This is a genomic window from Promicromonospora sp. NPDC060204 (assembly GCF_042728455.1).
In the GTDB taxonomy this organism is placed as follows: domain Bacteria; phylum Actinomycetota; class Actinomycetes; order Actinomycetales; family Cellulomonadaceae; genus Promicromonospora.
This window is the reverse complement of sequence record NZ_JBHWZO010000163.1, coordinates 1-14192: the sequence shown is the minus strand read 5'-3', so window position 1 is coordinate 14192 and position 14192 is coordinate 1. Positions and strand designations below refer to the sequence as shown.

The 14192-nt window shown below is 73.5% G+C and carries 10 protein-coding genes; 5 read left to right on the top strand and 5 right to left on the bottom strand.

The features are described 5' to 3' along the window. Positions 1-64: 64 nt before the first annotated feature. The gene (locus ACFWEJ_RS19340; RefSeq protein WP_377230820.1) at positions 65-1306 is read right to left on the bottom strand and encodes an MFS transporter; all 1242 of its coding nucleotides are present in this window, start codon (positions 1304-1306) and stop codon (positions 65-67) included. A gap of 472 nt (positions 1307-1778) precedes the next feature. On the opposite strand from ACFWEJ_RS19340, the gene ACFWEJ_RS19335 reads away from it, so the two are divergent. Together ACFWEJ_RS19335 and ACFWEJ_RS19330 are read left to right on the top strand one after the other, a co-directional pair. Further along, a complete protein-coding gene (locus ACFWEJ_RS19335; protein ID WP_377230819.1) occupies positions 1779-5840 on the top strand; it encodes a hypothetical protein in 4062 nt (1353 codons plus the stop codon). 110 nt (positions 5841-5950) lie between these two features. Beyond that, on the top strand, positions 5951-6193 hold the full coding sequence (locus ACFWEJ_RS19330; protein WP_377230818.1) for a hypothetical protein: 243 nt from the start codon (positions 5951-5953) through the stop codon (positions 6191-6193). A 78-nt stretch (positions 6194-6271) separates the two neighbouring features. Here ACFWEJ_RS19330 and mscL read toward each other — a convergent pair whose 3' ends face one another. The 3 genes from mscL to ACFWEJ_RS19315 form a co-directional block, all read right to left on the bottom strand. Next, positions 6272-6709, bottom strand: coding sequence for a large conductance mechanosensitive channel protein MscL (mscL, locus tag ACFWEJ_RS19325; protein ID WP_377230817.1), 438 nt, complete (start codon positions 6707-6709; stop codon positions 6272-6274). 161 nt (positions 6710-6870) lie between these two features. Further along, positions 6871-7737, bottom strand: a complete 867-nt coding sequence (gene cpaB, locus ACFWEJ_RS19320; protein ID WP_377230816.1) for a Flp pilus assembly protein CpaB — start codon at positions 7735-7737, stop codon at positions 6871-6873. Between the two features lie 379 nt (positions 7738-8116). Beyond that, a complete protein-coding gene (locus ACFWEJ_RS19315; protein WP_377230815.1) occupies positions 8117-8476 on the bottom strand; it encodes an FmdB family zinc ribbon protein in 360 nt (119 codons plus the stop codon). A 320-nt stretch (positions 8477-8796) separates the two neighbouring features. Between ACFWEJ_RS19315 and ACFWEJ_RS19310 the strand changes: the two genes are divergently transcribed. Next, on the top strand, positions 8797-11331 hold the full coding sequence (locus ACFWEJ_RS19310; RefSeq protein ID WP_377230821.1) for a penicillin acylase family protein: 2535 nt from the start codon (positions 8797-8799) through the stop codon (positions 11329-11331). Positions 11332-11405: 74 nt separating this feature from the next. On the opposite strand, the gene ACFWEJ_RS19305 is transcribed toward ACFWEJ_RS19310, so the two are convergent. Beyond that, positions 11406-12050, bottom strand: coding sequence for a 5-formyltetrahydrofolate cyclo-ligase (locus ACFWEJ_RS19305; protein WP_377230814.1), 645 nt, complete (start codon positions 12048-12050; stop codon positions 11406-11408). A gap of 227 nt (positions 12051-12277) precedes the next feature. Here ACFWEJ_RS19305 and ACFWEJ_RS19300 point away from each other — a divergent pair, with 227 nt between their 5' ends. Both ACFWEJ_RS19300 and ACFWEJ_RS19295 read left to right on the top strand, forming a co-directional pair. Then, complete coding sequence (locus ACFWEJ_RS19300) at positions 12278-12889, top strand: GNAT family N-acetyltransferase (RefSeq protein ID WP_377230813.1); 612 nt, start codon at positions 12278-12280, stop codon at positions 12887-12889. A 60-nt stretch (positions 12890-12949) separates the two neighbouring features. Next, positions 12950-14152 (top strand): hypothetical protein, encoded by a 1203-nt coding sequence (locus ACFWEJ_RS19295; RefSeq protein WP_377230812.1) that lies wholly within the window; start codon positions 12950-12952, stop codon positions 14150-14152. Positions 14153-14192 lie beyond the last annotated feature (40 nt).

Here is a 14192-nt window from a genome sequence, read left to right as displayed (position 1 = left end):
TCTTTGGACCGCCCCAAAGAGAAGAAACCCGGGCCTCAAAGGGGAGTGGGGACAGGCCCGTTCGCTAGTCCGTGGCCTGGGCGTGTGCCACGTTGCGCAGGGACCGCCAGACCAGCGCGAGGGTGATCCCGGCGCCGGCGCACGCGAACCACCACGGGGCGACGAGGCCCCAGTGCTCGGCGATGACGCCGCCGATGCCCTGCCCGAGGACGAGACCGCCGAACACGCAGATCATGTTGATGGAGGCGACGCGGCCCTGGAACGCTTTGGGCACCGCGCGCTGTCGCACCGTGGTGGACAGCGTGCCCCAGACGAAGGCGTAGACGCCGAACTCGAACATGATGACGATCGCGACCCAGCCCGTGGTGGTCAGTGCGAACGCCCCGTGGGTGAGCACCTCCAGCGTCAGGCAGACGCGGATGAGCGTCGCCAGGTTCACGTGCCGCTCCAGCCAGCCGTACGACAGCACGCCGACGACGCCGCCCACCGCGCTCGCCGTGGTGAGCAGGCCGTAGCCGACCTCGCTCATGTGCAGGTGGTCCAGCGAGTACTTCACGAGCACGCCCCACGGGGCGGCCCAGGTGATGTTGAAGACCAGGATGACGATGGACAGCGTGCGCACGGGCGGGTTGCGCCAGACCCAGCGCAGGCCCTCGGCGATGTCCTTGCGGACGTGGGTGTCGGCGTCGCGCACGTTGACGAACGACACGCCGGGCGGGGCCGTGATGCGGGAGACGAGCACGATCGCCAGGGCCGCGCAGACCACCTGGATCGCGAACGGCCAGACCATGCCCGCGGCGAAGAAGAACGCGCCCAGCGGCGGGCCGATGAGCTGGTTCGCGCCGAGGAAGCCGGCCTGCATGCGCTGGTTGCCGGCGCCGAGGTCGGCGGGCGCCACGAGGGTGGGCAGGAGCGTCTGCTGGGTGGTGTCCGCGAAGACCTCGGCGGTGCCGTAGAGGAACATCGCGGCGAGCACCATGCCGATGCTCACGGTGCCGGTCCCGATGAAGACGCACAGGACGGCGATGACCAGGGCCCGGAACGCGTTGGCGACGATGACGACGCGGCGCCGGTCGAGCCGGTCGGCCAGGGCCCCGGCCCAGAGGCCGAGCAGGAGCCACGGCAGCCGCTGGAGCATCGCGGCGAGGGCGACGAGGAAGGCGGAGTCGGTCTGTGACGCGACCAGCAGGGGTCCGGCGGCGAGCGCGATGCCGTCGCCGATGTTGCTGGTCCACGACGCCGAGACGAGCCAGCGGAACGGCCGGCCGAGCCGGCGGGGGAAGACTGCCTCGACGAGTGCGCTCACAAACGTTCGAGTCTAGGAGGCGCCGTCCAGGCTTTTTTCCGGGTCCGACCTAAGGGCCCCGGAACGGCGAGATGTCGCGGTTGAGAGGGTCCTGAGCGAGGCGAAAACTTGCACCTCGACAACGTTCTTGTGACCTGTTTGCCGCAACCTGGACGATCGTCCGAGTCGGTGTTGACGTCCGCCTGGAACAGGTGCAGACTCTCACAAGACGGTGCGCATCGCCCGCCCCCTGCGCGGTGCGCACCGTCATTACCCCGGTGGACTTCGGTCCACCTGCTGAGCCCCTTCGGACCCCCTGCCGGAGGGGCTTTTGCATGCCCCGCGCCACCCCCGCACCACCCCGCACAACGGGTCAGACACACAGGTCACCCGGGTGACTTCTGGGTCTGACACGCCGGGGACGGCGGGGGCGCGGCGTGTCGCGCGGCGTGGCGTCCGGCCCTTGCGGACACCGCGCGGTTAGTTTGCTGGGGTGAACGCTGCACGCCGCCAGACCGCAGCCGCTCCCGAGATCTCGGTCGACCTGTCCGAGGAGCTCTCGACCGCGCTGAAGGACGAGAACGTGGACCCAGCCGCTGAGCTGGCCGCGTCGGAGGCCCCGGGGTCCACGCCGGACGCCGTCCGGGACCCCATGGCCGAGTCGGTCGCGCAGTGGCGCGCCGGGCTCGTCCGGCTCGCCGGGGGATCCTCCCTGGCCGACGTCGGACTTCTCGGCGAGGCCGTGATCGACCTGTCGGCCGCCCATCCGTCGGGGGTCGCCCAGCTCTTCGCGGGCCGGCCCACCCGGCTGTCCAACCTCGTGCGCGAGGCCGGCGCGCTGCCGACCGCCCGCCGTCGGGCCCGGGCCGTCGCCGCGCGCTCCGCGGAGCACGCGCAGCGCTACGGGGTCTCGCCCACGTACCTCGCGATCGGCGTCGCGACCTGGACGGAGCGGCCTACCGCGGGCGGTGGCACGAACGCCGCCTCGGACGACATGGAGGCCCTGACCCGGGTGCTCGGCCCGTCGTCCGCGAGCTCGGCGGCCTCCGCCGCGGAGCCGGGCGGGGACTCGGCCGACAGCCCGGCCGACGCGCCGGCCCTGACCGGGTCCGTGCCGATCGTGACGCTGGCGATGCCCGCGGGCGGCGCCCCGGCGTCGGACGAGGACGACCAGGAGCCGCGCGTGGTGCGCGCGCCCGTGATCCTGCGGCCGGTCATGCTGACGCCCCGGAGCGACGGCGAGGGCGACTACGACATCACGCTCGACCCCACGGCCGAGATCAACCCCGTGGTGGCGCGCACGCTGCGCGCCCACGGCGCCCTGCTCGACCCGGTCGCGCTGGCCAAGGCGACGTTCACCCTCGCGGGCTTCAACCCGACCGACGTGCTGGACCGGGTCGCGAGCCTGGGCTCCGCGGTGCTGGGCGAGTTCCGGCTGGACCGGCGGGTGCTCGTGGGCACCTTCGTGCACCCCGGCCAGGTGCTCGTCGACGACCTCGACGAGCTCGCGCCCAGCCTGGGGGACCACGAGGTGGTCTCGGCGCTCGGCGGCGTGGACGCTTCGGTGACCAAGCTCGGCAAGGTGGAGCTCCCCGAGCCGCGCGTGGGCGACGCCGACCCGGCGCACGAGCGCGGCGTCGGCGACCTGGACCCGCACCAGCGGCACGTCGTGGACGCGCTCGCGACGGGCAGCCACCTGTTTGTGGACGCGCCCGTCGGGTCCGACGTCGCGGGCACCCTGTCCGCCGTCGTCGCCGAGGCGAACGCGAGCGGCCGGTCCGTGCTGTACGTGCCGGGGCACCGCCGGGCCGCCGACGCGCTGGCCGCCCGGCTGGACATGCTCGGCCTGGGCGGGCTCCTGCTGGACATCGCGCCCGTGCCGACCTGGCGCACCTCGACGTCGCGCCGTCTGCTGGAGGCGATGGCGCCCGCGCAGGAGCGCATCGACACCGACGAGGTCGCGCGCGTCCGGGACGCCCTGATCGGGTCGCGGGCCCAGCTCTCCGGCTACATCGGGGCGCTGCACCGGGTGCGCGAGCCGTGGCGGGTCTCGGCCTACGACGCCCTGCAGGCGCTGGCCCGGCTCACGTCCGAGCGGCCCGCGCCGGCCACGCGCGTACGGCTCGGCTCGGAGTCGGTGCTGGCCCTCGGTGCGGAGCGGCGCGCCGAGCTCGCGGCCGACCTCGAACGGGCGGCCGAGCTGGGGGCGTTCACGCTCAGGTCGACGTCGAGCCCGTGGTTCGGCGCGCACATCCTGACCGACGACGACGCGCGCTCCGCGCTCGCCCGCGTGACCCGCCTCGGCGAGCACACGCTGCCGGAGCTGCGCAAGCAGATCGAGTACGTCTCGAAGGTGACGGGCCTGGTCGAGGCCTCGACGGCCCGGCAGTGGGGCGAGCAGCTCGCGATGCTCGGCGGCATGCGGGGCACGCTCGACGTGTTCCAGCCGATGGTCTTCGAGCGCACCGCGGCCGACATGGTGCAGGCCACGGCGTCGCGCAAGCAGCGCGCCGACCAGGGTGCCGAGATGGGCTGGTTGGAGCGGCGCCGGCTGAAGCGGCGCGCCCGCGAGATGGTGCGACCGGGCGTGCGCGTGCCGGACATGCACGCCGCGCTCGTCGAGGTGCAGCGGCAGCGCGAGGTCTGGCAGGCGCAGTGCCCGCGCGGCGGCTGGCCCACCCTCCCCGAGGGGCTGGCGGGCGTCGAGGAGACCTACGAGGCGGTGCGCATCGACCTCGAGGCGCTCGAACCCGTGCTGCGGTCCTCGCAGGCGGGCGGCGAGCTGCTCGACCTCGACCTGTTCGCGCTGGTCCAGCGGCTCGCCTCGCTGTCCGAGACGCAGGACGCCCTGGCCCCGCTCCCCGAGCGGACGGCGGTGCTGCGGCGCCTGCGCGCGTCCGGCCTCGGCGAGCTGGTCGACGACCTCGGTGAGCGCCGGGTCGAGGCCGACCTGGTGGGCCCGGAGCTGGAGCTGACGTGGTGGTCGTCCGTGTTCGAGCAGATCCTGGCCGTCGAGCCGGACCTCGCCGGGCAGGACGGCGCCGGGCTGGACGCCCTCGCGGGGCGGTTCCGCGAGCTCGACCGGCGGCACGTCGACTCGCTGTCGGCGCCCGTGCGGGCGGCGGTGCGGGCGCACCTCGGCGCTGCGATGCGCGACGAGCGGGAGGACGCCGAGGGCCTGTACGCGACGCTGGTCGGCGGGGGCCTGAGCTCCATGCGTGACCTGGTGACCGGGCACGGCTCGACCGTGCGGCGGCTGCGGCCCACCTGGGTGTCGACCCCGACGATGGTGCCGCACCTGCTGCCCCCCGAGCGCTCCGCCGACCTGGTGATCCTCGACGCGGTGCAGCACGTGCCGGTCGAGGTCGTGGTCCCCGCGCTGGCACGTGGCCGCCAGATCGTCGTGGTCGGCGACCCGCGGTCGGCGTCGGGCACCGCGGTGCGCGACCTCGCGCGGCTGCTGCCCCGCGTGACGCTGCAGCCGGAGCCCGCCCGGCGGGACCCGCGGCTCACGGCCCTGCTGGCCGAGCACGGTTACGAGGGGATCATGCGGCCGGCGCCGCTGCCGCGCACCGAGGCGCTGGTGCACTTCTCGCTCGTGGACGGAACGGGCATGCCCGACCCGGTCTCCGGCACCGTCGAGTCGACGAGCGCCGAGGTGGAGCGGGTGGTCGATCTGGCGATCGAGCACGCGATGACCCGGCCCGAGGAGACCTTCGGCATCGTGACCGTCACGGCCGCGCACGCGGACCGGATCCGGGAGCGGCTGCTCGCCGAGGTCCGGGCCAACCCGGCGCTGGCGCCGTTCTTCGCGGGCTCGCGCCCCGAGCCCGTGGTGGTCGCCGACGTCACCGGCGTGGCCGGCCTGGCGCGGGACACGATCGTGCTCACCCTCGGTTTCGGGCGGACGCCGCACGGGCGTGTGCTGCACCGGTTCGGCGTGCTGGGCGAGGCCGGCGGCGACGCGATGCTGCTCGGTTCGCTGGGGGCGGCGCGCAAGCGGCTGCACGTCGTGTCGTGCTTCCCGGCCTCCGACCTGGACGCCGAGCGGCTGCGCGGCCCTGGGCCCCAGATGCTGGCGCGGGTGCTGTCGTTCGCCCAGGAGCGCTCCGGCCTCGCCGACCAGGTGGAGATCGGCAACGGCGTGGACGTGGCGCGGTCCGTGGACCGGCTGGTCGTGGACCTGGGGGAGCGGTTGTGGCGCTCGGGCCTCGTGGTCGAGACCGACTACGGCCTGCCCGGCGGCGACCGCATCCCGCTCGCCGTCGGACACCCCGACCTGCCGGGCGAGCTGCTGGTGGCGGTCCTGACCGACGACGCCGCCTACGTGGCCGAGCCCTCGATCCGCGTGCGCGACCGGCAGCTCGCCGAGCGGCTCGAACGGCTGGGCTGGGTGGTGGCGCAGGTGTGGTCCGCGGCCGCGTTCCTGGACCCGGACGCGGAGGGCGAGCGGCTGCGCCGCGTGGTGCTCGCGGTGCGGGACGCCCGGGTCGGCCTGTCCGGGGGCGTGCCACCGGCCGCGGAGCTGATAGTCCCGCAGATCCTGGACGACTAAGCCCTCCCCGCAACCCGTTGAGTGCTGGCTATTTGCGCTCTCGGAACGTTTCGACAGCGCAAATACCCAGCACTCAACGGGTCGGGCGGGTCGTGGGCGAGAATGGTGCGGTGAGCGAGTCCGAGAACCGACCTGCAGAGCCCGCACCGGCCGGCGCGACGGCCCGGCGGCGCGGGCCTCGGCGGGCCGTGCGACGCGGGACCGAGCGGGAGGCCGTGCTCGGTGTGAGCGCCGACGAGCGTCCGGCCGGCTGGGGCGACGGGGCCGACGGCGGCCCTGGCTCGTCCGACGGCGGCGGGCACGGATCGAACGACGACCAGCTCCGCCGCGACGTCCCGCCGCACTGGGGCTGACCGGGGCCCGGCGGGTTGCCGTCGGCGCTGCGCCGTGCGATCGGTCGGCCGACCCGCGGGGTGCGCCGTGCGGGCGGGTCAGTTGGAGCCGTTGTCCGACCGTGCGCCCGACGAAGCACCGGCCTGGACGCGGAGCAGGTCGCGGATCTCGGTGAGCAGCACGACCTCCTCGGCGAGGGCCTCCTCGACGGCCTCCTCCTGCGCGGGCTTGCGCAGCGACTTCAGCTTGTTGATCGGGAGGACGACCAGGAAGTAGATCGCCGCGGCGACGATCAGGAAGTTCAGGACCGCCTGGAGAAACTCGCCGATGCTGAACTTAGCGTTGTTGATCACGAAATGTCCGACGCCGGAGATGTCCGTCTGGCCGAAGACGGCCGCGATCAGCGGGTTGATGATGCCGTCGAGCAGGCCGGTGACGACCGCCGTGAACGCGGTGCCGATCGCAATACCGACCGCGAGGTCGATCACGTTCCCGCGAGCGATGAACTCCTTGAAGCCGTTGAACAGGTCACGCATGGATCCCCCTGGGTGTCTCAAGTCGGTGTGGGTCGGCGTTGGCCGGAACCTCGACGGAGATTGTGGTGGAAATTCCGGTTCGGCGCATGTGCAGGTGGACATTCGCTCTCTTTGACCGGTGCCGTTCTTGGGGTTGTTTCCGCGGCGACCACCGGGTTCACCTATGGCACCAGCACCGCCGTCACCGAGCCCCAGCCCGAGACCGCCGACAGCTCCGGAGCCTCCTCGGGTGTCACCGCGACGAGCGTGACCGGACCCTCGCCGTCCGACACGGGGCCGAGCAGCCCGCCGGCGTCCTCCGGCTCGCGCCCGGCGGGTACGGGCAGCACGCGCGCGTCCCGGGCGAGGTACCGGGGCTCGCCGTCCGGCTCGCTGCCCGACGTCGTCCCGGTGAGCAGGTCCACGCGGTCACCAGGGCGCAGCAGGGCGGCGACGGCGTCGTCGGACAGGCGGACCGGTACCACCACGGTGCCGCGCGGTGCGGCGGCGGAGACGCCGTCGTCGGACACGAGGGAGGCATGCAGCGGAGCGCCCTTCGGCAGCCCGACGACGGTGGCGCGGCCCAGCAGCTCCCGCACCGAGTGCAGGGCGCCGGGCGGGGCGAGTTCGGCCGCGACGGCGCGCACAGCGACGTCTTCCCTGGTCAGCTGTGTTCCGGGCGCTACAGCACGGGCCGTGACGGCGACGTCGACCGTCGGGGGCGGCGGTGGGCGCAGCAGGTGGACCGTCAGGGTGGCGGCGAGGCCGAACAGGGCGGCCGCGAGGGCGAACCGCCAGCGCCACAGGATGCGTCGTGCACGCCGGGACGCCGGCGAACCGGGTCGGCCCCGACGAGACGGGCCTGGCCGGGACAGCAGGACGGCGAGGCCGGCACGCGGCGGCCGGCGCGATGTGCCGGCTCGGTTCCACGAGGCGCTGGAGTCAGCGTCGCGCGGAGCAGCCCGTGCGCCCCACGGCGTGCGCTGTCCGGTGCCGCGCGGCGCGCCGTGGCGTGCGGCCGGTTCGGCGAGCGTGTCGAGAAGTCCCATGCCGCCGACGTTAGGCAGGCGGTACGGGGTCGCGGGGCCGTCGTCGGGCAGCCTGTGCACGAAGGAGCGAAAACCGAGCCTGTGGTCGGGCTCGCGCGCCTGGAAGCTCGTCAGGCGTGCCGGTCGACCGGCGGCAGCACGTCTGGATCAGGCTGTTGGCCACGGTGTCGGCCCGTCGCCGCGATGGTGGGAGTTCGGACCGAGGTCGACACATTCCTCCGAGGTCGGCAGTCGGCATCCAGGTCGGCACAGCACTGTGCCGACCTGGATGCGAAGTGCCGACCTCGGCGGACCTGCCTGCTCGAACTGCCGATCTCGCGGGGCCCGGGCGCCGGGACTGCCGGCGGCACCGCCCCGACGGGCGCCGCCCCGGGTCACCTCAGGACGAGGCGGCCTTCGACGAGCTCGAACCGCTCGACCCGGTGGACGAGGAGCTCGACGAGCTCGACGACGAGCCCGAGGCCGACCCGGAGGAGCCCGATCCCGAGTCCGAGGACGAGGACGACGAGCCCGACGAGGACGACTCCGACTTGCCCGCCTTCACCGTGCTGCTCGTCGACGTGCTCCGCGAGTCGGTGCGGTAGAAGCCGGAACCCTTGAAGGTGACGCCCACGGAGCTGAACACCTTGCGCAGCCTGCCCTGGCACTCGGGGCAGACGGTCAGCGACTCGTCCTTGAACTCCTGGTGGATGTCGAACGCGTGGCCGCAGTCGGCACACCGGTACGCGTAGGTGGGCACGTGCACTCCTCTGGGACGTCAGGGCGGCCGGGGCGTCGCGCGCTCACAGGACCGTCGCCTGGCACTCGGGGTTTCCGAGTGCCAATAGTAACGGTCGAGCGGCGGGGGATAGTCCCAGGATCTCCCGAGGCTGTTCACCCAAGCACGTTCACCCAAGCCCTGGGGCGGACGGTAGTCTCCACTGCGTGTCCGCGACCACTCCCGCCGAGCCAGTAGAGCCCGTCGAAAAAGCCCCGTCCACCGGTGCACGGCCCGCCAAGCGCCGTCGGACTCGCACCACCCGCGTCCGCCAGTTCCTGGTCGGAACGACGGTCGTCGTCCTGCTGGCGCTGGTCGCCGTGACGACCTTCGGATGGCTCACCGCGCGCCGTCCGCTGCCGGAGCACTCCGGGGAGGTGCAGGTCGAGGGGCTGAGCGCGGACGTGCGCGTGAGCCGCGACGCCCAGGGCGTGCCGCAGATCTACGCCGACACCGCCGAGGACCTGTTCCGGGCGCAGGGCTACGTGCACGCGCAGGACCGCTTCTTCGAGATGGACTACCGCCGCCACGTGACCGCGGGCCGCCTGGCCGAGCTGGTCGGCAACAACGCCGACGCGATCCAGGCCGACAAGGTCACACGCACCTTCGGCTGGCGGCACGTCGCCGAGGAGGAGTTCAACATCCTCGACGACGAGACCCGGCAGTACCTCCAGGCCTACGCGGACGGTGTGAACGCCTACCTCGAGAACCGCAGCCCCGGCGAGACGGCCGTGGAGTACACGGTGCTCGACGTCAGCGTCGAGGTGAACGAGCCGGAGCCGTGGGACCCGATCGACTCGCTGGCCTGGCTCAAGGCCATGGCCTGGGACCTGCGCAGCAACTACGACGACGAGCTCGACCGGGCGCTGGCCTACAGCACGCTGGACGACGCCTCGCGCGTGGCGGAGCTGTTCCCGGCCTACTCCGGCACGGGCAACGCGCCGATCCTCGACCCGGCCGAGGCGGGGGCGCAGGCGAACGTCCCGGCGGGCACCGAGACGGCGTCCGCCACCGAGGAGGTCTACGGGAGCGCGGACCTCGCCGACGCCCTCGCATCGGCGCAGAAGGCGCTCGACGCCGTGCCGGTGCAGATCGCACGCGGTGAGGGCACGGGCTCGAACTCGTGGGTGGTCTCGGGGCAGTACACGGAGTCGGGCAAGCCGCTGCTGGCCAACGACCCGCACCTCGACCTCGCGGCGCCCGGCATCTGGGCGCAGGTCGGCCTGCACTGCAACCAGGTGGGCCCGGAGTGCCCCTACGACGTGTCCGGCTTCTCGTTCTCCGGCTTCCCGGGCGTGATCATCGGCCACAACGCCGACATCTCCTGGGGCCTGACCAACATGGGCGCCGACGTCACCGACTTCTTCATCGAGCGCGTCCGCAACGACACGTACCTGCGTGGCGCGGACGAGTGGGTCCCGATGGAGAAGGAGACGGAGGTGATCCGGGTCGACGGCGGCAGTCCGGTCGACCTGGAGGTCCGGCGCACCGTGCACGGCCCGATCATCTCTACCGTGATGGACGAGGCGCAGATGGACGCCGTGCGCAGCTCGCCCACGGAGACCGGCACCGAACTGGGCCAGTACGAGATCTCGCTGCAGTGGACGGCGCTCCAGCCGGGCCACACCGCGGACGCCGTGTTCGCGATGAACCGGGCCAAGACTCCCGCCGACATGAAGGCGGCGGCCGCGAAGTTCGAGGTCCCGGCCCAGAACATCGTGTTCGCGACGACGGACGGGCACATCGGCTACCAGGCGCCGGGCAAGATCCCGGTGCGCGCGAGCGTCCCGGGCGCCGTCGAGTCGGACGGCACCTGGCCGCGTCCCGGCTGGGACGCCCGCTACGACTGGACCGGCTTCGTGGACCCGGCGCAGATGCCCGGCGTGGTGGACCCGAAGGAAGGGTTCATCGTCGCGGCGAACCAGGCGGTGCTGCCCGGCGGCAACGGCCCGTTCATCAGCCGCGACTGGGACTACGGCTATCGCTCGGAGCGCATCCGCACCCTGATCAGCGACCGGATCGCGGAGGGCCGCAAGCTGACGGCCGCCGACATGTCCGAGTTCCAGATGGACCAGTGGAGCGTGTTCGCCGACACCCTGGTGCCCGTGCTCCTCGAGGTGAATCTCCCGGCCGGCTACGACTCGGACGGCCAGGCCCTCCTGGCCGACTGGGACTACTCCATGGACGAGGACTCCGCGGCCGCGGCCTACTTCGCGGCGGTCTGGCGCAACCTCCTGCGCACCACCTTCAACGACGAGCTGCCCCAGTCCATGTGGCCCGACGGCGGCAGCCGCTGGCTCGCCGTCATCCAGGGCATGCTCGACAACCCGAACGACGCCTTCTGGGACGACCAGTCCACGGTGGCGGTCGTCGAGAGCCGGGACCAGGTGCTGACGGAGGCGCTGACCAGCGCCCGCCAGGACCTCACGGTCGAGCTCGGCAAGGACACCAGCGACTGGGAGTGGGGCACGCTGCACCAGCTCCGGCTGCAGCACCTGGTGCTCGGCGGCCCGGGCGTCCCGGCCCCGATCTCGACCTACATGAACCCGGCCCCGGTCAAGGTCGGCGGCGGCTCGTCGATCGTGAACGCGACGTCCTGGGACGCGGCCAGCGGCAGCTTCGAGGTGACCAGCGGCCCGTCGATGCGCATGGTCGTCGACCTCGCCGACCTGGACGCCTCCACCTGGGTGGTCGTGACCGGCACGTCGGCGCACCCGGCGTCGCCGCACTACGACGACCAGCTCGGCGCGTGGGCGGCGGGGGAGACCTTCCCCTGGCCGTTCACCACCGAGGCCGTGGGGCGCGCCTCCGAGGACGAGCAGACCCTGACGCCGTAGCGGCGTCGGACGCCCGCCCTGACGCCGTCCGGCACCTGCCGGACGGCGTCCGGCGTCGCCCCGCCGGAGCGGCGTCAGCCCAGCCAGCGCCAGTCGGTCGTGGTGGCGACGGCGTGGACCAGGATGTCGTGCTCCTCGCGCGGCAGCGGGTGGTCCGCGGCGTCGTACACCTCCTCGGGGAAGACGACGGCGACGACCTTCGCGCCCGGCCGCAGGTGGGTCAGCGCGCGGTCGTACCAGCCGCCGCCCTGCCCGAGCCGCACCCCGCGGGTGTCGACGGCGAGAGCGGGCGCCAGGACGACGTCGGCCAGCTTGACGGCGTCCGTGCCCAGCGCGGGGCCGCCGGGCTCCGGAGGGCGGCCGGGGGCGCGCTCCAGGAGGTCGTCCGGGCCCGTGTAGTCCGCCCAGTCGCGGGCGAGGCCGGCGCCGAGCACGGGCAGCAGCGCGCGGACGCCGCGGTCCGCGAGGCGGTCCAGCAGCGGCAGCATGCCGGGCTCGGCGCTGCGGGCCGCGTACGCCGCGACGCACCCGGCGTCGCGCACCTCGGGGATGGACTCGATGACGTCGGCGAACATCTCGGCGGCCTCCGCCCGGCGCCGGGCGGACCGCACGCCGCGCTGGGCGCGGATCGCGCGGCGGAGCTCCTCCTTGGCGTCGCCCGTCTCCATCCCGGGATGGACGGGGTAGGGCTGTGGCGTCGGAACAGAGATGCCGCTCATGACCGCTATTGTGCCAAGACTCCGAGACTGGATTGTTACGAACGGCGCACGAAGAAGGCGAGAACATGACCGAGCGGCTGCTCGACGGGTCACAGGCCACCGAGCGTGGTAGACCCTCCTCCAGCGAGGGAAACCTCACGGGGCGTGGCAGGGGGCGAACGATGTTGCCGTCGAATAGGTCGGACGTGCCGGAAGGCACCACGGGAAAGTTTGTGAAGGGGTGGACGGTGGCCAAGCCATGGCCGGTGACGCTGCGTGAGGACACGCCGGCGGGGACTGTCGTGCTGCGCCCGCTGCGGCGTCGGGACGCGACCGACTGGTCGCGCCTGCGGGCCGAGAACGCGGCCTGGCTGGAGCGTTGGGAGGCGACGTCGCCCGGCGCGAACCGGTACATCGCCTCGACGTTCGGCGAGTACGTGCGGTCCCTCTCGGCGCAGGCCCGCGCGGGCACGTCGCTCCCCTTCGGCGTGGAGCTCGACGGCGCCCTCGTAGGGCAGCTGACGGTCGCGTCCATCACCTGGGGCTCCATGTGCTCCGCGAGCATCGGCTACTGGGTCAGCCAGTCCGTGGCCGGGCGCGGCGTGATCCCGACGGCGGTCGCGATGGCCACGGACTACGCCTTCTTCCTGGGGCTGCACCGCATCGAGATCAACATCCGGCCCGAGAACAAGCCGAGCCTGCGCGTCGTCGAGAAGCTCGGCCTGCGGGACGAGGGCGTGCGCGAGCGGTTCCTGCACATCCAGGGCCAGTGGCGGGACCACCGCACCTTCGCGGTCACCCGCGAGGAGGTTCCCGAGGGCCTGCTGGCGCGCTGGCAGCGCCTGCGCGAGGCGCTGTGACGGCAGGACACGCCGTGCGCGGTGCGGCGGGGCGCGGCGATGCTCGCCTAACGTCGTGTCGTGGAATCGACCGCGGGACTCACAGCCGTAGCGCTGTTCGTCCTGTGGCTGGGCTACTGGCTGCCGAGCATGGTGCGTCGACGGGCGGAGCTGGCCGACGCCCGGGTGCCGGACCGGTTCTCGGGCGGGCTGCGCATCGTCGCCATGAGCGGCTCGAGTAGGAGGGGAGGGGCGATGGTCAACGACGGCAACCGGCGAGGTGCGAGCCAGGGCGTGCCGCGCGTCGCCCACCCGACCCCGAAGCAGGGCCTCCCGCTCCAGATCATGGTGCGCGGCCGCCCGCTGACGGCGGAGCGCATCCGCCGCGTCGAGCGCCGCGCGCGCCGGGCCGCACGGGCGCGCCGCCGTTTCCTCGTCTCGATCTTCCTGCTGCTGTCCAGCGTGGTCGCGTGGACGCTCGTCGGCCTCGGCCAGCTCCACTGGGGCGCCGCCGTCGCGTCGTCGGCCATGCTGCTGTTCGTCCTGTTCCTGGGGCGCCGTGCGGCCCGCGCCGCCCGCCGGGCGGACGCACGGTGGCACGCGACGGTCCGGGCGGCGCGGCAGCGCGCCACGCAGGCCCGTGCCCTCGCGAACGGTGGCCCGTACGCCCCGCGCAACCGCGCACAGGTCGTCGGGCTGGCGACGCACGGCTCGGACACGCAGACGCAGGCGATCCCGCGGGTGGGCGGCAAGAACGTGCTCGACGAGATCCTCGACGGCCTGGAGAAGCCCCGGGTCATCGAGGTCTCGGCGGAGGTCGTGGACGAGGCGCCTGCTGGTGCCGGGTCAGGTTCGGCGGCCGACGCGCCGGCTCAGGCGGATGCTCCGCCGAGCGGGCGCGCCTGGGACCCGGTCCCCGTGCCCCTGCCGACGTACGTGACCAAGCCCAAGGCGCCGCAGCGGCAGCCGGCGGCGCTGCCGCCTGCTGTGCCGCCGGGCAAGGGGTCTGCGGGCGCCTCGGGGCGTCCTGCGGGTGCTGGGGCCTCGGCCTCCGGTGCGGCGTCTCGTCCGGCTTCTGGTGCGGGCTCCGGTTCGGCCTCTGGTGCGGCCTCTGGTCCGGCCTCTGGTCCGACGACGGCGGCCGGTGCCGCTGGAGCCGCCAAGGCCGGTGCCGACGCGGTCGCCGAGGACGAGCTGCTGCGGGGCGAGCCGCCCCGCATGAAGTCGGAGACGCTGGGGCAGCCGCTCGAGGAGATCCTGGCCCGACGCCGCGCGGCGGGGTGACCTGCCGCACCCCGCCGCCGACGTCGTGGCTGGTCGGTGT

Coding starts and splice junctions, on each gene's coding strand:
- ACFWEJ_RS19305 (WP_377230814.1), bottom strand. CDS start 12,050: ATGAGCGGCATCTCTGTTCCGACGCCACAGCCCTACCCCGTCCATCCC.
- mscL (WP_377230817.1), bottom strand. CDS start 6,709: ATGCGTGACCTGTTCAACGGCTTCAAGGAGTTCATCGCTCGCGGGAAC.
- cpaB (WP_377230816.1), bottom strand. CDS start 7,737: ATGGGACTTCTCGACACGCTCGCCGAACCGGCCGCACGCCACGGCGCG.